Raw genomic sequence first — 18,805 nt, forward strand, 5'->3', positions numbered from 1 at the left:
TTGTATGGAAGTTCGCGTTGCCAACGTGCGCAAGGAGTTTGAGCGGTTTCCGGCCCTTCACGACGTTTCGCTCGACATCAAGTCGGGTGAGTTGATCGCGTTGCTGGGGCCATCCGGTTCCGGCAAGACGACGCTGCTCAGGCTGATTGCCGGGTTGGAGCGGCCGACCCGCGGAAAGATCTTCTTCGGCGAAGAGGATGCCTCGCAAAAGTCGATCCAGGAGCGCAATGTCGGCTTCGTCTTTCAGCATTACGCGCTGTTTCGCCATATGACGGTCGCCGACAATATCGGCTTCGGACTCAAGGTCCGGCACGGGCCGTCACGCCCGTCGGCGAAGGAAATCCGCCGCCGCGCCTCGGAACTCCTCAACCTCGTTCAGCTTTCCGGTCTGGAAAAACGCTATCCGGCGCAGCTTTCGGGCGGCCAGCGCCAGCGCGTGGCGCTGGCCCGCGCCATGGCGATCGAACCGGCCGTGCTTTTGCTCGACGAGCCGTTCGGCGCGCTCGATGCCCAGGTGCGCCGCGAACTGCGCCGCTGGCTGCGCGACATCCACGACGCCACCGGCCACACCACGGTCTTCGTCACCCATGACCAGGAAGAGGCGCTGGAGCTTGCCGACCGCGTCGTGGTGATGAGCCAGGGCCGCATCGAGCAGGTTGGCACCGCCGACGAGATCTACGACACGCCGAACTCGCCCTTCGTCTATGGCTTCATCGGCGAATCGAGCTCGATCCCGGTCAAGGTCGAGGACGGCCAGGTCTGGATCGCCGACCGGCCGATCGGGCTTTCCGCGCCGCACGCACCGCAAGGTGAAGCGACGCTGTTCTTCCGCCCGCACGACGTCGATCTGGTGGAAGAATGCAACGGCTGCATCGCCGGCACGGTTGTCGCCAGCCGCCGCGTCGCCGGCACCAGGCGGGTCGAGCTCGAAATCGGCGGCGAACGCCAGCGGGTCGAGATCGAGTTGCCAGTCGACCATCCGGCGGCGCAGAAAAGCCGGGTGGCTTTCAGGCCGCGGCGCTGGAAGCTTTTTCCGGCTGCTTGATCATCTTTTAGGCGCTACACCAGCCAGTTCTCGACCTTCAGGCCTTTGATCCGGTTGAACTCGCCGGTGTTGGCGATCACCAGGGTAGTTCCCAGTGCATAGGCGTGGGCAGCAATAAAAAGGTCGTTTTGGCCGATGGTCTGGCCCCTTCCTTCCAGCTCTGCGCGAATCGCGCCGTACTCGGCATCTACCGGCACATCGAGCGGCAAGACAGGAATCTCAGCCAGCAATTCCTCGACCTTCTTGAGCAACTTGGCCGACTCTTTCCTGGCGCAGCCATATCGCAGTTCCGAGGCGACCACGATGCTGGTACACACGGCGGCGTCTCCCACGCGCAGGACGGCGGCGGCGGCTTTCCCGGCCGGATTTCGGATCATGTCGCTGATAATGTTCGTGTCCAGCATGAACCGCATCAAAAAAATTCCTCTGATTTGACAGGCATATCCTCGACTTCGGGAAAGTCCTCCTCGGAACCGGGGGGCGGCTCTTTCGCCCATTGCGCGAGCAGCGCCGTGAGGCCGGGTTTGCGAACCGGCTCGATGATCAGGCGGTCGCCTTCACGACTGATCAAGACCTTTTCGCCGGGAAGTTCGAACTCGACAGGAATGCGCACCGCCTGACTGCGATTGTTACGAAACAGCTTCGCCTCTTTCGGCGGGGTTGTTGAATGGCGGCGTTGAGGCATGACGATAGCTCCTTGTATATACCATTTGTATATGCCAGACCGCGCGGCGATGCAATCGCCATCGCGTTGGCCGGCCGGGAACCATCGTGCACGCCGACGGCATCGGCACCGCTGCCAAGCTGCCCGGAAGACTCTGCCTGAAAGAAAAAACTAGAAATCCTCCACAGCGGGAATATTTCTTCTATCGACAACGTGGAGCGGCCGCTCTGCGTGCCTCGTCGCGCACAATGCCTTGCCGCTATGGTCCGGCAATAAGCGCACGCATTGGAGCCTTGTTTTCATGAAGCGATTTTTGCTTGGCGTCGCCACATTGGCCGGCCTGTTCCTCGCATCCTCCCAAGCCTGGTCGGCCGACAAATTGCTGAACGCTTCTTACGATGTCGGCCGCGAGCTGTTTGCGCAGGTCAACAAGGCGTTCGTCGCCGGCCACCCAGGCGTCACCATCGATCAGTCGCATGCCGGGACGTCTGCGCAGGCACGTGCCATCGCCGAGGGCCTCGGCGCCGATGTGGTCACCTTCAACCAGGTCCTCGACATCGACTTCCTGGTCAGGAAGGGTCTCATCTCCGCGGATTGGCAGAAAGATTTTCCCGACAACGCCTCGCCCTTCTATTCGCTGCCCTCCTTCCTGGTGCGCGCCGGCAATCCGAAGCACATCAAGGATTGGAACGATCTCGTGCGCGACGACGTCCAGGTGATCTTCCCCAATCCGAAAACCTCCGGCAATGCCCGGTACACCTACCTTGCGGCCACCGCCTACGCCAAGGAAGCCTTCAAGGGCGACGACGCCAAGGTGAAGGAATTCGTCACCAAGCTGTTCAACAGCGTACCGATCTTCGACAGCGGCGGACGCGCCGCGACCACCACTTTCGTGCAGCGCGAGATCGGCGACGTGCTGATCACCTTTGAGTCGGAAACGCGCGGCGTCCGCAAGGAGTATGGCGAGGACAAATTCGAGCAGGTGACGCCCTCGGTCAGCCTTTTGGCCGAGTTTCCGGTGGCGATCGTCGACACGATCGCCGACGAGCATGGCACGCGCGACCTCGCCAAGACCTATCTCGACTTCCTTTATACGCTGGAGGGCCAGGACATCGCCGCCCGCAACGGCCTGCGGACCCGCGACGCGACGGTCGCCGCCAAATACAAGGCTGAGTTTCCCGATGTCCGCCTATTGACGGTGGAGGATGTCTTCGGCGGCTGGGCCAAGGTCCAGGCCGAGCATTTCGCCGCTGGCGGCCTGCTCGACCAGACTTACGGCAGCCGCTGACGTCTGCAACCTCGTGAACTGATTGAAAGCGGGCGTTTGCCGGCTTTCTTCATTTGCTCGCCGAAAACGTGGCCTCCGCCCGTTCCGGACGCCCGCCCTCCAAAACGTTACGAAGAATCAACGCGTTTGCGCGCAATATGTCTTCGGGCGGCCTGTCTGCGCGAACGGCATCGCACGGCCAAACCGTCATTATTTGCACACAAACAGCCGCCAGATGCGGGTGGTTGGGGCTTAATGGGTTGACTCGGGCATGCTTACCAAAAAAGGCAAATACGGCCTCAAGGCTCTCGTGCATCTGTCCGGCCTGCCGGTCGGCCAGCTCGCATTCGTCAACGACATTGCGGTCGCCAACAACATCCCCAAGAAATTCCTGGATGCCATCCTGGGCGAGTTGCGCAATGCCGGCTTCGTCCAGAGCCGCAAGGGCAAGGAAGGCGGTTACCGCCTCGCCCGTCCCGCTTCCGAAATCAAGATCGGCCATGTCGTGCGTGTCCTCGACGGGCCGCTGGCGCCGATCCCTTGCGCCAGCCGCACACAATACCAGCGCTGCGAGGATTGCGACGAGGCGACCTGCCAGGTCCGGCACATGATGCTGGAGGTGCGTCAGGCGATCGCAGAGGTGCTGGACAACCGCAGCCTCGCCGCCATGCGCGACGCCGACAATGACGATTTCCCGGTCGAGCTGACGTCGCAGATTTAATCTAGCTTCAGGCCGGGCGCTTCACCGCCCCTAGCGGCGAGCGTGCCACTACCGGCGTCGACTGGATGATCGCCGTGTTGGTCATCGCATGGGGAATGATCCGGTCGATCACCCGCTCGAGCTCGGCGACCGAGCCGACATGCGCCAGCGCGATGAAACAGTCTTCGCCGGTGACCCGGTCTCGTTGGGCGATTTCCGGCAGGTCGCGGATGATTTCGGCCACGACGGCGAGTTGCCCCGGCACCGGCCTGATGCGCAGCCATGCCGACAGCTTCATGCCGAGCGCGGCCGGATTAATCCGCACCGTATAGGCCTCGATCACGCCGCTTTCCTGCAGCCGCTTGATGCGCTCGGCGACGCTCGGCGCCGACAGGCCGACTGAGCGCGCCAGTTCGGCAATACTGGTGCGCGCATCCTCCTCCAGCAGGCGCAGGATTTTTAGATCCGCCGGATCCAGATCGGTATTTTCATTTCGAAGGCGTTTCAGCGGAATACTCCTTGCTTTCGAAAAGGGAATAGCCGCAATGCCCGGCCATCATCCATATCAACGGCAAAAATCGCCTGCGATACTGACCCCATGGAAGATCGGACGCAAGCCCCAGCAGCAAGTCCGGCACTCGCCGGCCCGGCTTTTACCTTGGCAAGCTCGGTGCCGCCCCATCTGTGGTTCGGCGTCAGCGCCGTGTTCCACTATCTCGGCCCCGCTTTCGCAGTCCTGCTTTTCTCGCATGTCGGCGTGCTCGGCATGGCGTGGCTGCGCATCGCCACCGCGGCACTGGTCTTTGCCCCGCTGACCCGACCATGGGCGGTCTTCGCCCGCGCCGATCGCTCGACGCGGTTGTTGCTTGTGGGTTTCGGCGTCTGCCTTGGGGTGATGAATTGCTCGTTTTACCTGGCGCTCGACCGGCTGCCGATCTCGCTGGTAGCGGCGATCGAATTCGTCGGCACCATCGGCGTCGCGCTTGTCGGCCTCAGAAGCCCGCGCAATCTCGCCGCCCTTGCAATCGCCGTCGCCGGCACCTTGCTGCTCATCGACGTCAAATGGTCGAGCGATCCTGTCGGCCTGTTCTGGGCCTTCCTCAATGGCGCGCTGTTCGTCTTCTATATCGTGCTCGGCCACCGCGTCGCGCGCGCCGACGCCGGCGATGGCATCGCCGGGCTGGGTGCCGCCATGGCGGTCGCCCTTCTCGTCGTTCTGCCGATCGGTCTTGCCGATGCGCTGCCGGCGTTCTCGACGCCGCCGCTGCTGCTTGCGGCGGTCGGTGTCGGCATCTGCTCGTCGGTCATTCCCTATATTTGCGACCAGCTTGCCATGTCGCGGCTGCCGCGCTCCAGTTTCGCGCTGATGCTGTCATTGCTTCCGGTTACCGCGACGTTGATCGGCGTCATCGTGCTGCGGCAGGTGCCGAGCCTCACCGACTGCCTCGGCATCGCGCTGGTGGTGGCCGGCGTCGCCCTTCACAAACCGGCGCTGGCGCCCGCCTGATCAGGCCAACTTCTCCTTGAGGAAAGCGATCGTCCGCCCCCAGGCGAGGTCAGCCGCCTTCTTGTCGTAACGGGCCGCCGATGTGTCGTTGTTGAAGGCATGGTTGGCGCCTTCATAGACATAGACCGAATATTCGATATGGGCCGCGTCGAGTTCCTTCTTGAAGGCCTCGATGCCGGCATTGGTGCGGGTGTCGAGCCCGGCATAATGCAGCATGAGCGGCGCCTTGATCTTCGGCACGTCCTCGGCCTTCGGCTGCATGCCGTAATAGGCAACGGCGGCTGCAAGATCCGGCGCGTTGACGGCCAGCATGTTCACCGTGCCGCCGCCCCAGCAGAAGCCGACGGCGCCGACCTTGCCGTTGCCGTCCTTGTGGCCTTTGAGGTAGGCGACCGTTGCGACGGCATTGGTGGCGACCTGTGCTGGATCGAGCTGGGAAAACAGGTCACGTGCCCTGTTTTCATCGGCCGGCGTGCCGCCGAGCGGTGTCATGAAGTCCGGGGCAAGCGCCACGAACCCCTCCAGCGCCACGCGCCGCGCCACGTCGCGAATATGCGGGTTGAGCCCCCGGTTTTCGTGCACGACGATGACCGTGCCCAGCCTGCCGGTCTGACCCGCCGGCTTGACCAGATAACCCTTCATCTCGCCGCCGCTGCCTGGATAGCTGATGTCCTCGCCTTTCACGCGCGGATCGTTTTCCGCGACGATTGCCGCCTGGGCCGAATTCGCCGCCAGCAGCGGCGCGATCGCGGCCGCTGCCGCACCCGACCCGGCAAGCCTGGTCAACTGCTCCATGAAGCGCCGCCGGTCGAGCGTCAGATGCGTGTATTCATCATAGGCATCGATCATCGCCTGGGTAATGACAGGCTTGGCGGGGCCGGCAGGTGTTGTCATGGCGCGCTCCTAGGTCTTCGGCCCCCGGCAGCAACATAGGGTCGAAGCCTGGCTGGTCCAGTCACGGCTGAGTGAGGGCTGCCATAAGTCTCTGCACGATGGCCTTGATGCCGCGTTGGTCCAGCAGGCCGAGACAGCCGCCGGCCCGCAGCTGACCAACGAGGTACTTGCATCGGTACCCGACCTGAAAGGGCATCTCGGGCTCTGAGGAACTTCTCTATTTCGGCAGCGTATAGGCCATCACATAATCGCCCGGCTTGGTGCCGACCGAGCCGTGGCCGCCGGCAACGATGACGACGAACTGGCGTCCGTCGGCTACCGTGTAGGTCATCGGTGTCGACTGCCCGCCGGCAGGCAGCCGCGCCTGCCAGAGCTGTTTGCCGGTCGTCAGGTCATAAGCGCGCACATAGTCGTCGACCGCCGCACCGAGAAAGGCGACGCCGCCGGCAGTGATCATCGGCCCGCCAATGCCTGGCACGCCGACCTTGAACGGCAGCGGCAGCGGCGTCATGTCGTAGACGGTGCCGTTGCGATGCTTGTAGACGATCTTGCCGGTCCGAAGGTCGGCGCCGGCCACATAGCCCCACGGAGGCGCCTGGCAGGGAATGCCGAGCGGCGACAGGAATGGCTTCAATATCACTGCGTAAGGCGCACCGTCATTGCGGTTCAGGCCTTGTTCGCTGCCCTTGGTATCGCCCGGCGGCGGCACGTCGGCGCGCGGCACCAATTTGGAGATGAACGCCAGGTATGTCGGCATGCCGAACATCACCTGCCGGACCGGATCGACTGCCACGCCGCCCCAGTTGAAGGTGCCGAAATTGCCGGGATAGATCAGCGAGCCTTGCAGCGACGGCGGCGTATAGCGGCCCTCATACCGCAGCTTCCGAAGCTCGATCCGGCAGGCCAGCTGGTCGAACATGGTGATGCCCCACATATCCGCGCCGGTCAGTGGCTTCGGACTGAAGCTGAGGTCCGAGACCGGCTGCGTCGGCGAGGTATGGTCGCCTTCGATCGCGCCGCCCGGCGCCGGCACTTCCTTGACCGGAACGATCGGCTCGCCGCTGCGCCGGTCGAGCACATAGAGGTCGCCCTGCTTGGTCGGCCCGACCAGCGCCGGCACCACACCACTGGCCGTGGTTATGTCGACCAGCGTCGGCTGCGCCGGCACGTCCATGTCCCAGAGATCGTGATGCACGGTCTGCCGCACCCAGCGCAATTGTCCGGTGTTGAGATCGAGCGCGGTGATCGAGGAAGAGAATTTCTCGTCATTGGCGCTGCGTCCGGCGCCGAGCTGGTCCGGCGTCTTGTTGCCGAGCGGCACATACAGCAGGCCGAGCTTCTCGTCGGCGCTCGCCGTCGACCACATATTGGGCGAGTTGTTGGTGTAGGTCTGGCCCGGCGGCAGCGGCGTCGTCTGGTCCGGATTGCCGGAATCCCAATTCCATAACAGCGCGCCGGTGTCGGCATCGTAGGCACGGATGACCCCGGACGGCTCCTGCGTCGAATAATTGTCGTTGACCGCGCCGCCGACGATGATCTTGTTGGCGACGATCAGCGGCGCGGAAGTCGAATAGTAATAGCCCGGCTTCGGATATGGCATGTTGGCGAGCAGGTTCAGCGTGCCGCCCTCGGCAAATGTCGGACAGACCTGGCCATTCGCCGCGTCGAGCGCGATCAGCCGGGCGTCCGATGTCGGCAGATAGATGCGCGTGGCGCAGGGCTGGCCGGCGGCGATCTTGGCATCGGCATAGTAAGCCACGCCGCGGCAGGTCTGGTGCTGGCGGTCCTTGTTGAGCTTGACCTGCGGATCGAAGCGCCATTTCTCCTTGCCGCTCGCGGCATCGATGGCGATGGCGAAATTATGTGGCGTGCAGATGTAGAGCGTGTCGGCGATTTTCAGCGGCGTCACCTGATAGGTCGTCTCGCCGATGTCGTCGGGCCCTTTCACGTCGCCGGTGCGATAGGTCCAGGCCGGCTGCAGATTGGCAACGTTTTCGGGGGTGATCTGGTCGAGCGGCGAATAGCGCTGGCCATATTGCGTGCGACCGTAATAGTGCCATTCGCCGGCCGGCACATTGCCGCCGAGTTCGGCCGTCGGCGTCACCTTGTCGGTGTTGAGTTGGCCGGCAATATCCTTTGGGTCCGTCGTCATCGAATAACCGGCGACGCCGAGCGATGCCAGCACCGCGAGGATCAGCGGCGCTCGTCCGTCGGGACCGGTAAGCCCGCGCCGCGCCCATGGCGTCAATAGCCACAGCGCGACAAGCACGATGATGCCGCCGCGCGGGCCGAGCTCCCACCAGTCGAAGCCGGTTTCCCAGACAGCCCAGGCGAGCGTGCCGAGCACGATCGCCGCGTAGAGCCACAGCGCCGTGGATCTGCGCCTGTAGAGCAGCCAGGCAGCGATCAGGAAAGCTATGCCGGCGATGACGTAATACCAGCTGCCGCCCAGCGTCACGAGCCAGATGCCGCCGCCGCCAAGCGCCAGACCGATGAGGAAAAGGATCAGGGAGGTGATGACCACAGCCAAGACGGTGCTCCTTCGACTGGTGCGCTCCGCGACGCGTCCATGGGCAACCCCGCATTGCGTGCCTGCCCCCACGCAACTTTCTCCGGCCCGCTTCCCCTGTCAAGCAAGCTCGGCGTTTTACGGCGTCGACCCACGGCAAGCTCGGCGTTTTGGTTAGCGGACCCATTCAGATTGTGAGTCTACCGACTGGACAGAGAACAAAACGGAGACACTTCTGGCCTTTCGCTGCCGAATCACTACATTCGGGGAGAGATGTCCGGCTTTTCGGAAGACATGCCCTTTTTTGACGAACCGAACGCGCGGCCCGTGGCCCCGTCGGGCATCGCCGCGCGCGCCATGGCTGCCCGCAGCAATCAAAACAACGCGCCCGATTATCTCAACGGCCTCAACCCCGAGCAGCGGCTGGCGGTGGAAACCACCGAAGGCCCGGTGCTGGTGCTGGCCGGCGCCGGCACCGGCAAGACGCGCGTCTTGACCACCCGCATCGCCCACATCCTTGCCACCGGCAAGGCCTTCCCTTCGCAGATCCTCGCCGTCACCTTCACCAACAAGGCGGCGCGCGAGATGAAGCAGCGCATCGGCCTGTTGATCGGCGAAGGCAATGTCGAGGGCATGCCGTGGCTCGGCACCTTCCACTCGATTGGCGTGAAGCTGCTGCGCCGACATGCCGAGCTGGCCGGGCTCAAATCCGACTTCACCATTCTCGACACCGACGATGTCGTGCGGCTGATCAAACAGCTCATCCAGGCGGAAGGGCTGGACGACAAGCGCTGGCCGGCCAAGCAGTTCGCCCAGATGATCGACGGCTGGAAGAACAAGGGCCTCGGTCCCGCCGACATCCCCGAGGGCGATGCCCGTGCCTTCGCCAACGGCAAGGGCCGCGAACTCTACAAGGCCTATCAGGAGCGGCTGCAGACGCTGAATGCCTGTGACTTCGGCGATCTCCTATGTCACCCGATCCGCATCTTCCGCGCCAATCCGGACGTGCTGAAGGAATACCACAAGCGCTTCCGCTACATCCTCGTCGACGAGTACCAGGACACCAACACCGCACAGTACATGTGGCTGCGCCTGCTGGCCCAGCGGCCTCAAGGCAAGCCAATCTCCCCCCTCGCGGGGGAGATGTCCGGCAGGACAGAGGGGGGCGCGAAGGATCGCGACGCTTCCAATGGTCCTGGCGGAAGCGCTGGCGGGACAGCGCCCCCCTCTGTCGGCTCCGCCGACATCTCCCCCACGAGGGGGGAGATTGGGCGCTCTTCGGCCGAAGGCCGCAAGCCCGACCGGGCGTCGGCCGGCCAGGCCGCCCCCGCGGAGGCCAGCGAGCGAAGCTCGCGCGCGGCCGTGAGCGAAAGCAAAGTTAACATCTGCTGCGTCGGCGACGACGACCAGTCGATCTATGGCTGGCGCGGCGCCGAAGTCGACAACATCCTGCGCTTCGACAAGGATTTCCCCGGCGCCACCATCATCCGGCTGGAGCGCAACTACCGCTCGACCGCGCACATCCTCGGCACCGCCTCGCATCTCATCGCCCACAATGAGGGCCGCTTCGGCAAGACGCTGTTTACCGAGAAGATCGCCGAGGACGACGAGAAGGTGCATGTCCACGCCGCCTGGGATTCCGAGGAGGAGGCCCGCGCCGTCGGCGAGACCATCGAGGCCTACCAGCGCCAGAAGCACAATTTGAACGATATGGCGATTCTCGTCCGCGCGTCTTTCCAGATGCGCGAATTCGAGGACCGCTTCGTCACGCTCGGGCTCAATTACCGCGTCATCGGCGGCCCGCGCTTCTATGAGCGGCTCGAGATTCGCGACGCATTGGCCTTCTTCCGCGTCGTCGCACAAGGCGCCGACGACCTCGCCTTCGAGCGCATCGTCAACGTGCCGAAACGCGGGTTGGGCGAGGCCACCATCCGCCAGGTCCACGACACCGCACGCGCGCTGCGCATCCCGATGCTGGAGGCGGCGGCAAAACTGGCCGAAAGCGACGAGCTGAAGCCGAAGCCGCGTGCCGCACTTCGCGAGGTATCAGCCAATTTCGAGCGCTGGCAAAAGGCTCTCGAAACCACCCCGCACACCGAACTCGCCGAGACCATTTTGGAGGAGAGCGGCTACACCGACATGTGGAAGAACGACCGCTCGGTCGAAGCGCCCGGCCGGCTGGAGAACCTAAAGGAGCTGATACGCTCCATGGAGGAGTATGAATCGCTGCGCTCCTTCCTCGAACATGTCGCGCTGGTGATGGACGCCGAGCAGAACGCTGAGCTCGACGCCGTCAACATCATGACGCTGCATTCGGCCAAGGGCCTCGAATTCGAAACCGTGTTCCTGCCCGGCTGGGAGGAAGGCCTGTTCCCGCACCAGCGTTCCCTCGACGAGGGTGGCCGGTCCGGGCTCGAGGAGGAGCGCCGCCTTGCCTATGTCGGCCTGACCCGCGCCAAGAAGAACCTGCATCTCTGGTTTGTCTCCAACCGCCGCATCCACGGCCTCTGGCAATCGACCATCCCGTCGCGCTTCCTCGACGAGCTGCCGGAAGCCCATGTCGAGGTCGCCGAGAGCGGCAACTCCTATGGCGGCTACGGCAATGCCTATGGTGGCGGCTCGTTCGCTCCCGGTCGTGGCGGCCAGGGGGCTGGACGACAGAATCCTTATGGGGCGTCGCGCTTCGATAACATCGGTGGCAACAACGGCGCCGAGAAATCCGGCGCCTTCTCCAGCACCTATGCGACACCGGGCTGGCAACGTGCTCAGGCCAACCGCACCGAAGCGACCGACCGCAATTGGGGCACGCGCTCCGGCCACCAGGTCGAGCGCATCGGCTATGGCGAAACCGACTCGGGCTACGGTGCCGGCCGCACCTCGATCAAGGGCCGCACCATCGACGGCGAGCTGGTCGCCAAATCCGTCGCCGACACGCCCTCCCCCTTCAGCGTTGGCGACCGCGTCTTCCACCAGAAATTCGGCAACGGCAACATCTCGGCCATCGAAGGCAACAAGCTGACCATCGACTTCGACAAGGCCGGCCAGAAACGCGTGCTGGACGGGTTTGTCACGGGGGTTTGAGGCCGCCGGTCACCGATACCGCGCTTGGTTCCACTTATGGCCGAGCAGCGACAGGATGATGATCAGCCCGTTGAAGAACTGGACGTAGAAGCCGCTCAGTCCCGCCGCGACGACGCCGGTCTGGATGAAGGACACCGTAACCGCGCCGATCGCGCCGCCGACGACGGTGCCGATGCCGCCCCAGGTCGGCGTGCCTCCGACGAACACCGATGCCAGCACCGGCAGCAGGTATCCGTCGCCCGCCGTCGGCCACCAGGTGAAGTTGATCATTACCGAGAACGTGCCGGCGATCGCCGCGCCGATACCGACGAAGACGAACACTTTCACCCTGACGCGCTTGACATCGATGCCCATCTGCTGGGCGCTGTCGGGATTGTCGCCGACCACCTTGACCTGGGCACCGAAGCGATGGCGGTTGTAGAGCAGCGCCGACAGCACGACGAAGGCGATGGCCCAGAATATCTGCACCGGGATGCCGTAAAGCTGGCTGGAGAAGATCTTGTAGGCCCAGCTGTCGGCAAGGCCGGTCAGCGCGGTCGACCTGCCCTCGTTGATGATCTGGATCAGGCCGCGCAGCAGGAAATTCATGCCGAGCGTGGCGATCAGCGACGACAGCCCGCCATAGACGACCAGCGAGCCGACCAGGAAGCCGAGCAGCATGCCGGTGACGATTGCGGCGGCGATGCCGACGAACGGGTCGTAGCCGGCCTGCACGACCAGCGCGAAGACCCACGAGGCGAAGCCCATCGTCGCCGGAAACGACAGGTCGATCTCGCCACAGGTGACGACGAAGACGAGCGGCACCACCACGAACAGCGCCACAGGCAGCGTGGTCAGCACGGAACTATAGAGATACCAGCTGGTGAAGACCGTCGGATTGGCGATCATGAACACCGCCATCATCACGATGAACACGGCAAGCGTGCCGAGTGCGGCGCGGTTGTCGAGGACAAAGCCGCGCAGCCAGTTATCGGACGGGTGTTTCCATGCCTTTCGGGCGGCATCGCTGCTGCCTAGAGGGGTCTGCAGATCGGGATCCATGGTCTTGCTCATCGCGCTATCTGCTCCCCGGCGTCGCGAAGTCCCGGCAATCCGCCGGGATGTGCCACGTCTTCCATGAAATTGATGAGGTCTTCGGCCGACTTGACCTCGCTGCGGTCGGCGCTGAGCGCGACCTTGCCGCGGTCGAGCACCACGAAGCGGTCGGCGATATCGAAGACGTGATGGATGTTGTGGCCGATGAACAGGATCGACCGGCCGCTCGCCCGCACCTGGCGCACGAAATGAAAAACCTTCGCGGTTTCGGTCAGCGACAGCGCCGTCGTCGGCTCGTCGAGGATGATCAGGTCGGCCTGCTTGTAGATGGCGCGGGCGATCGCCACGCCCTGGCGTTCGCCGCCCGACAGCTGGCCGACGATCGACTGCGGCGTGAACACCTTCGAGGTGAAGCCGATCTCGCGCATCAGCCGGCTCGCCTCCGCGATCTCCTTGTTGACCTTCAGCCATCCAAGCCAGCCGGTGAGCTCGCGGCCCATGAAGATGTTGCGCACGATCGTCTGCTGCACGGCGAGCGCCCGGTCCTGGAACACCGTTTCGATGCCGGCGTCGCGCGAGCGCGCAGCACTCCACCCGGTCACCGGTTTGCCGCGAATGAGGATTTCGCCGCTGGTCGGCTTGACCACGCCGGAAAGGATCTTGATCAGCGTCGATTTGCCGGCGCCGTTGTCGCCGATCAGGCCGACGACCTCGCCGCGGTCGACGCTGAGATTGACGCCGCCAAGCGCATAGACCTGGCCGTAGGACTTGCTGATTTCACGCAGTTCGATGAGGCGTTCGGCCATGGCGGTCCTCGCTTGTTTGTCGGTCGTCGCCGGCCGGGATTCAACCCGGCCGGCAGATCGGGCGATCAGCGCAACGCCTGCTTGGCGAGTTCGGAAACGATCTCATAATTCTGCGGCGTGACGAAGCCGGCACCGGTGTCGACATTCATCGGCGCCAGACCCAGCACCACCTGCTGGCAGAGGCTGAGGATTGGTAGGTAGCCTTGCATGAACGGCTGCTGGTCGGCCGTCAGCTGCACCCAGCCGCCCTTGAAGCCCTCGACGATCTGCGGGCTGGTGTCGAAGCCGAAGTTGAAGATGTCGCCCGGCTTCCTGCCCGCCGCCTGCATGTAAGTCGGCACATTGCCTAGCAGCTGCCCGCCGGGATAGCCGACCGCCTTGACGTCGGGATTGTTGAGCAGTGCTGCCGTGATCACCGGAATGGCCAGATTGGGATCGGCTGCCCACTCGGTTTGAGAATTGATTTGAACGACGTCGATGCCGGCCTCTTTCAGTGCGGCGACCGTGCCGCGTTCGCGCGCGCCGCGGCTCTCGTTCTCGAACGGGCCGATCATGATCGCCTTGTCGCCGGCCTTCAGCCCGGCCAGCTTGAACGCCTCGGCGCCGAGCGCCCGGCCCTGCTGCTCCTGCTGGGCGCCGACATAGCCGCCGCCGAACGCCGCCGTGACCGTCGGCACCGGCACGTTCTGGTACATCATCTTGATGCCGTCCTTGTGCGCCTGTTCGGCCAGCGGCATGATGGCGGCGCTGCCCGGGTGGCCCATCATGGCGATGCCTTGGGGCTTGACCGCAACAGCCTCGCGCAATTGCTGGACCATCTTCTCCACGTCCCACCCAGAGAAGATATAGTCGACCTTGGGCCCGAGATCGGCGGCCGCCTGCTTGGCGCCATTATAGACGATGGTGCCGAACGCATCGCCCTCCGCCCCGCCGGCGAAGAAACGGATATGGACATCCTTGCACCACTGGGCATCGAGCGCCTGCGCCGGCAAGGTCGAGAGTGCGGCGGCGAACGCCATCGCGGCCGCCGCGACGGTCGAGCGCAGAACTGTCCTTCTCATCGTAATGCTCATGCACGTTCCTCCCTTTGTTCCCTCGCTAGCCGAGGGGTTTTGACGATCGCTTCGGCAACGCGCCGCAATCTTTCGCTGGCCGGCACCTCCCGCCGGCCGACTTCTCACACCGGGTTCGGCAGATAGCTCGCGCCTCCCCGGCATTGTTTGAGATAATCCAGTGCCCGCACCTGGCCGGTGATCTCGAGATCGCCACGATAGACGGGGTCGTGCCAGCCCTCGATGTCGATGGCGCCCTTGTAGCCGGCCAGCCGCAGCTCGCTGATCACTCGCGTCCAGTCGCTGTCGCCGAACCCCGGTGTGCGCATCTGCACGAACGGCAGGCGGCCGAACACGCCATGTTCGCGGATCACGTCCCAGCGCACCGTCGCGTCCTTGCCGTGGACGTGGAAGATGCGCGGCGCCCATTTGCGGATCTGCGGGATGGGGTCGATCAGGTAGACCAGCTGGTGGCAGGGCTCCCACTCCAGGCCGAGATTGTCGTCCGGCAGTTCGTTGAACATCAGCTCCCAGGCGTCTGGATTGTGGGCGATGTTCCAGTCGCCGCTGGCCCAGTTGCCGTCCATGGCGCAGTTCTCGAAGGCGATGCGCACGCCCTTGTCGGCAGCCCGTTTTGCCAACTTCCCCCATACCTCGCGGAAACGCGGCAGGCTGTCTGGCAGCGGCTTGCCGCGAATGCGGCCGGTGAAGCCGCTGACCATGTTGGTGCCGAATAGATGCGCGTTGTCGATGATCGTTTCCCACGCCTGGAGCACGCCGCGATCAACTTCACCGCTCTCCAGCGGATTGCCGAACACCCCGATCGACGAGATGACGACATCGGCATCGCCGATCGCCTCGCGGATCTCGCCCGCCAGCCGTGGAATGTCCTTGCCGCCCAGCGTCTGCCAGAAGAACGGCTGGATGCTCTCGAAGCCGAGCGGCAGGATCTGCCTGACATAGGCGGCCGGGTCGTCGAGATTGGCGCGCACCATGGTGCCGATCCTGATGTCGAGCAGCGGGTTTGGCATCATGATCCTTCCTGTGCAGTGATAGCGACCCGATGCCCGGTCTCGGCGCTCTCGATCGCAGCGAAAACCATGGCCAGGCTCTTGATGTTGTCGGCACCGCGCGTCTCCGGCTCGGTGCCGGTTTCGACGGCGCGGACGAAATCCTGGATAATGCCGAGATGGCCGCCGACGCGATCGGCCGGGTCGAGCGGCGGCACGGCGATCGGTTCGGTGCGGTCGAACAGGCCTTCACGGACCGGCCGCACGACTTCCGCCTTCAGCCCATCCTCGCCGTCCCAGACAATGCTGCCGCGCTCGGCGACAATACGCCATGTACTGTCCCAACTGGTACGGAAGCCGGCCGCGCACCAGCTGCCGGCATAGGTGAACAGCTTGCCGCCGCCGAGGTCGAAGCTTGCGGTTGCCGACGACCCTTGCCGATACCAGGAATTGGCCGGCTCCCACTCCTGGCAATGGACTCCGGTCGGTTCGCCGGCCACCATGTAGCGGGCCGCGTCGAATGTGTGGATCGCCATGTCGAGCAGCAGCACATGGCGCATCTCTTCGCGAAAACCGCCGAAATGCGGCGCAACGAAGAAATCGGCGTGGATGCTGGTCGCAGCACCAATGACGCCGGAATCGAGAAAGCGCCGGATGCGCCTGACATTGGCGACATAGCGGCGGTTCTGGACGACGGCATGGATACGCCCGGCGCTGCGGGCGGCCTCGACGATGGCACGCGCATTGTCCGGGCTGTCGGCGAGTGGCTTTTCGGTCAGCAGGTGGCAATTATGGGCAAAGGCGGAAAGCGCGACCTCGCGGCGGGCGGCGGGAACCACCACGTCGAATACCGCGTCGGGCCTGGTCTGGTCGAGCACGGCGTCGAGGTCGGTTCCAATGATGGCGCTCGAAAGCTCGTATTCGCGCGCCCTCGCCCGCGCCCTTTCGACATCGATATCGACCAGGCCGACAATGGCGAGCCCGTCGATCTGCCTGACTGCATCGAGCCAAGCCTTGCTCATCGCGCCGCAGCCGACCAGGACGACATTGATCATCCAGTGTTCCTCCCTCTCGGCCCCTCCAGACCGATCCTCACGGCATTCACGGCAGGGCCGTGAATGTTTTTCCGTAAACGTTTACGAGAACACACCCGATGGCGTAGAATGTCAATTGGCCGGTTGCGAAAAATCGTGGTGTCGGCTTGGCCCGGAGAGCAGCCGGTGCTAGCCAAGCAAGGGGGAGAACTGTCCTTTGGCGTCCAGCATTCACGACCTTGCGCGTCACCTGAACATTTCGATCGGCACGGTGTCGCGCGCGCTCAACGGTCGCGCCGACGTCAATGCCGACACACGCCAGCGCGTGCTCGATGCGGCCAAGAAACTGAACTATTCACCGAACCAGTCCGGCCGCAGCCTGCGGCGCGGCGCCACCCATTCGATCGCCTTCATGCTGCAGCCGCATCCGGGCGACCAGGAGTATGGCGAGCCGTTCTTCATTCCATTCCTGACCGGGCTGCAGGCCAAGCTCGCCGAAAGCGGGCTCGACCTGATCGTGGTGATGGGCGCGCCGGGCGACTATCAGCAGGAGCGCCTGCGCCGTGTCGTCGAGACCCGCCGGGCCGATGCCGTGGTGCTGGCCTGGACGCGGCGCGAAGACGAGCGCATCGACTATTTGACCCAGGCCGGTTTCCCGTTCGCGACGCTCGGCCGCAGCCGTTCCGGCGGCGATGCCTACCCCTCGCTCGACCTCGACTTCGAAAAAGCCGGAGCTGACGCCGTCGATCGTCTCGTCGCGCGCGGCCACCGGCGCATCGCCGCCATCCGCCCGTCGCTCGACCTCAATTTCGGCTATCTGTTCCTCGCCGGCTATCGCAAGGCGTTGCGGCGGCACGGCATTGAGTTCGACCCCGAGCTGATCGCCGACGGTTTCATCAACGAGGCTGGCGGCTACGCTGTGACGCCCAAGGTCATGCGCTCCAAGGACCCGCCGACCGCCATCATCTTCAACAACGACGCGATGGCGCTTGGCGGCTGCAAGGCTCTGGCCGAGGCGGGAATCAAGCCCGGCCACGACATCGCGGTGATCGTCATCGTCGACACGCCGCTCTGCCGCTATTTTTCGCCGGCGCTGACCGGCTTCCGCCCGGCGCTGGAGCCGATGGGCGAGCGGCTGGCCGAAATGCTGCTGGCATCGATTCCGGCCTTCGCCGGCACCGAAGGCGCCCGCATCATCCGCGAAGTCTGGCCGCTGGAGCTTATCGCGCGCGACAGCGATTGAGCGCGGCGGTCACCGAGCAGGTTCAGATTGATCAAGGCCCGCCGCGCTCGCGCTCCGGCGTTGCAACCAGCAAGGCCGCTGCGGCATTGGCGGCGGCAAGTGCCGCCTCGACAGGCTGCCCACGCGCAAGCCCCGCCGCGAAGGCGCCAACGAATTCGTCGCCGGCACCGTGGGTGCTGATGACCTTCACCGGCATCGCAGGCAAGGCGAACGCCTGGCCGTCGCGGTCGCGATAGGCGACCCCCTCCCCGCCGGCGGTGACGATGGCAGCCGGGTAGGAGCCGACGAGCATACCGGCCGCCTTCGCAGCACCCTCGAGTGTGTCGACGACCGGAACACCGGCCAGGAATTCCGCCTCGATGGCGTTGACGATGACGATGTCGGTGAGCGCGATCAGCTCGGCGGACAGTTTCCGGGCGGGTGCGGCGTTGAGGAGGACGCGGCCGCCATGCGCCTTCACCGCCCGCGCCGCGGCGATATTGGCGGCTTCTGGCACCTCGTTTTGCAGCAGCAGCACCGCCGTTTGCGCGATCAGCTCGGCCGCCTCCGCAATGTCCTTTTCGCCGAGAGTGAGATTGCTGCCCGAGACGATCACCGCGCCATAGTCGCCGCTGTCGTCGAAAATCGCTACGCTCATGCCCGAGCCGGCGCCGGAAGCCTCCCGCACGGAGCGCCGGTCAACGCCCCAGCGATCGAGATTGTCGAGAAGCGCGCGGCCGAAATCGTCATCGCCGACAGCTCCGATCATTGCCGCACGCACGCCGGCCCGCGCTGCCGATACCGCCTGGTTGCCGCCCTTGCCACCGCATTTTGGATGCCAGGCATGACCGGTCACCGTTTCGCCCTTGCGTGGGCGATCGGGGGCTTCGACCATGATGTCGTAATGCAGGCTGCCGAATACGGTGACCAGCGGCGGGGAAGCCGTCATGTGCCCCTGACTTTCACGAGCCGCTGCCTT

17 protein-coding genes are annotated in these 18,805 nt (G+C 64.5%); 6 read left to right on the plus strand and 11 right to left on the minus strand.

The annotated features are described in order from the left end of the window. Nucleotides 1-4 precede the first annotated feature (4 nt). Complete coding sequence (locus NKG95_RS03845) at nucleotides 5-1,045, plus strand: sulfate/molybdate ABC transporter ATP-binding protein (RefSeq protein WP_352482922.1); 1,041 nt, start codon at nucleotides 5-7, stop codon at nucleotides 1,043-1,045. A gap of 14 nt (nucleotides 1,046-1,059) precedes the next feature. Here NKG95_RS03845 and NKG95_RS03850 read toward each other — a convergent pair whose 3' ends face one another. Both NKG95_RS03850 and NKG95_RS03855 read right to left on the minus strand, forming a co-directional pair. After that, a complete protein-coding gene (locus NKG95_RS03850; protein ID WP_502896288.1) occupies nucleotides 1,060-1,458 on the minus strand; it encodes a type II toxin-antitoxin system VapC family toxin in 399 nt (132 codons plus the stop codon). Further along, nucleotides 1,458-1,730, minus strand: a complete 273-nt coding sequence (locus NKG95_RS03855; RefSeq protein WP_023721148.1) for an AbrB/MazE/SpoVT family DNA-binding domain-containing protein — start codon at nucleotides 1,728-1,730, stop codon at nucleotides 1,458-1,460. Before NKG95_RS03855 ends, NKG95_RS03850 begins: the two co-directional genes overlap by 1 nt. A 280-nt stretch (nucleotides 1,731-2,010) precedes the next feature. Between NKG95_RS03855 and NKG95_RS03860 the strand changes: the two genes are divergently transcribed. Both NKG95_RS03860 and NKG95_RS03865 read left to right on the plus strand, forming a co-directional pair. After that, the gene (locus NKG95_RS03860) at nucleotides 2,011-2,997 is read left to right on the plus strand and encodes a sulfate ABC transporter substrate-binding protein (RefSeq protein ID WP_353039997.1); all 987 of its coding nucleotides are present in this window, start codon (nucleotides 2,011-2,013) and stop codon (nucleotides 2,995-2,997) included. Between the two features lie 250 nt (nucleotides 2,998-3,247). Further along, nucleotides 3,248-3,697, plus strand: a complete 450-nt coding sequence (locus NKG95_RS03865) for an RrF2 family transcriptional regulator (RefSeq protein ID WP_006202816.1) — start codon at nucleotides 3,248-3,250, stop codon at nucleotides 3,695-3,697. A gap of 7 nt (nucleotides 3,698-3,704) precedes the next feature. Here the strand turns inward: NKG95_RS03865 and NKG95_RS03870 are convergent, their stop codons facing one another. Beyond that, nucleotides 3,705-4,184, minus strand: coding sequence for an Lrp/AsnC family transcriptional regulator (locus tag NKG95_RS03870; protein ID WP_353040076.1), 480 nt, complete (start codon nucleotides 4,182-4,184; stop codon nucleotides 3,705-3,707). Nucleotides 4,185-4,274: 90 nt separating this feature from the next. Between NKG95_RS03870 and NKG95_RS03875 the strand changes: the two genes are divergently transcribed. Further along, nucleotides 4,275-5,183, plus strand: coding sequence for an EamA family transporter (locus NKG95_RS03875; protein ID WP_352844504.1), 909 nt, complete (start codon nucleotides 4,275-4,277; stop codon nucleotides 5,181-5,183). On the opposite strand, the gene NKG95_RS03880 is transcribed toward NKG95_RS03875, so the two are convergent. Then, a complete protein-coding gene (locus tag NKG95_RS03880; RefSeq protein ID WP_353039998.1) occupies nucleotides 5,184-6,077 on the minus strand; it encodes a dienelactone hydrolase family protein in 894 nt (297 codons plus the stop codon). Between the two features lie 217 nt (nucleotides 6,078-6,294). Beyond that, entirely contained in the window at nucleotides 6,295-8,607 is a 2,313-nt protein-coding gene (locus NKG95_RS03885; RefSeq protein ID WP_352495137.1) for a glucose/quinate/shikimate family membrane-bound PQQ-dependent dehydrogenase, read from the minus strand. A gap of 252 nt (nucleotides 8,608-8,859) precedes the next feature. On the opposite strand from NKG95_RS03885, the gene NKG95_RS03890 reads away from it, so the two are divergent. Further along, the gene (locus NKG95_RS03890) at nucleotides 8,860-11,667 is read left to right on the plus strand and encodes an ATP-dependent helicase (protein WP_353039999.1); all 2,808 of its coding nucleotides are present in this window, start codon (nucleotides 8,860-8,862) and stop codon (nucleotides 11,665-11,667) included. A 9-nt stretch (nucleotides 11,668-11,676) separates the two neighbouring features. Here NKG95_RS03890 and NKG95_RS03895 read toward each other — a convergent pair whose 3' ends face one another. From NKG95_RS03895 to NKG95_RS03915, 5 genes are all read right to left on the minus strand, one after another. Further along, nucleotides 11,677-12,720, minus strand: a complete 1,044-nt coding sequence (locus NKG95_RS03895; protein ID WP_352482912.1) for an ABC transporter permease — start codon at nucleotides 12,718-12,720, stop codon at nucleotides 11,677-11,679. Continuing rightward, complete coding sequence (locus tag NKG95_RS03900) at nucleotides 12,717-13,508, minus strand: ATP-binding cassette domain-containing protein (protein WP_352482911.1); 792 nt, start codon at nucleotides 13,506-13,508, stop codon at nucleotides 12,717-12,719. Before NKG95_RS03900 ends, NKG95_RS03895 begins: the two co-directional genes overlap by 4 nt. A gap of 65 nt (nucleotides 13,509-13,573) precedes the next feature. Continuing rightward, nucleotides 13,574-14,581: a substrate-binding domain-containing protein gene (locus NKG95_RS03905; RefSeq protein ID WP_353040000.1), complete on the minus strand. Its 1,008-nt coding sequence runs from the start codon at nucleotides 14,579-14,581 to the stop codon at nucleotides 13,574-13,576. A gap of 104 nt (nucleotides 14,582-14,685) precedes the next feature. Beyond that, nucleotides 14,686-15,591, minus strand: a complete 906-nt coding sequence (locus NKG95_RS03910; protein WP_353040077.1) for a sugar phosphate isomerase/epimerase family protein — start codon at nucleotides 15,589-15,591, stop codon at nucleotides 14,686-14,688. Continuing rightward, a complete protein-coding gene (locus tag NKG95_RS03915; RefSeq protein ID WP_353003410.1) occupies nucleotides 15,591-16,625 on the minus strand; it encodes a Gfo/Idh/MocA family protein in 1,035 nt (344 codons plus the stop codon). The genes NKG95_RS03910 and NKG95_RS03915 overlap by 1 nt, the downstream gene beginning before the upstream one ends. A gap of 196 nt (nucleotides 16,626-16,821) precedes the next feature. On the opposite strand from NKG95_RS03915, the gene NKG95_RS03920 reads away from it, so the two are divergent. Continuing rightward, a complete protein-coding gene (locus NKG95_RS03920; protein ID WP_353040001.1) occupies nucleotides 16,822-17,847 on the plus strand; it encodes a LacI family DNA-binding transcriptional regulator in 1,026 nt (341 codons plus the stop codon). Between the two features lie 31 nt (nucleotides 17,848-17,878). Here NKG95_RS03920 and NKG95_RS03925 read toward each other — a convergent pair whose 3' ends face one another. Beyond that, nucleotides 17,879-18,775 carry a ribokinase gene (locus tag NKG95_RS03925; protein WP_352844509.1) on the minus strand — a complete coding sequence of 299 codons (897 nt, stop codon included), beginning with the start codon at nucleotides 18,773-18,775 and terminating at the stop codon, nucleotides 17,879-17,881. Nucleotides 18,776-18,805: the final 30 nt, after the last annotated feature.

It is taken from the genome of Mesorhizobium sp. M1423, from assembly GCF_040317575.1.
In the GTDB taxonomy this organism is placed as follows: domain Bacteria; phylum Pseudomonadota; class Alphaproteobacteria; order Rhizobiales; family Rhizobiaceae; genus Mesorhizobium.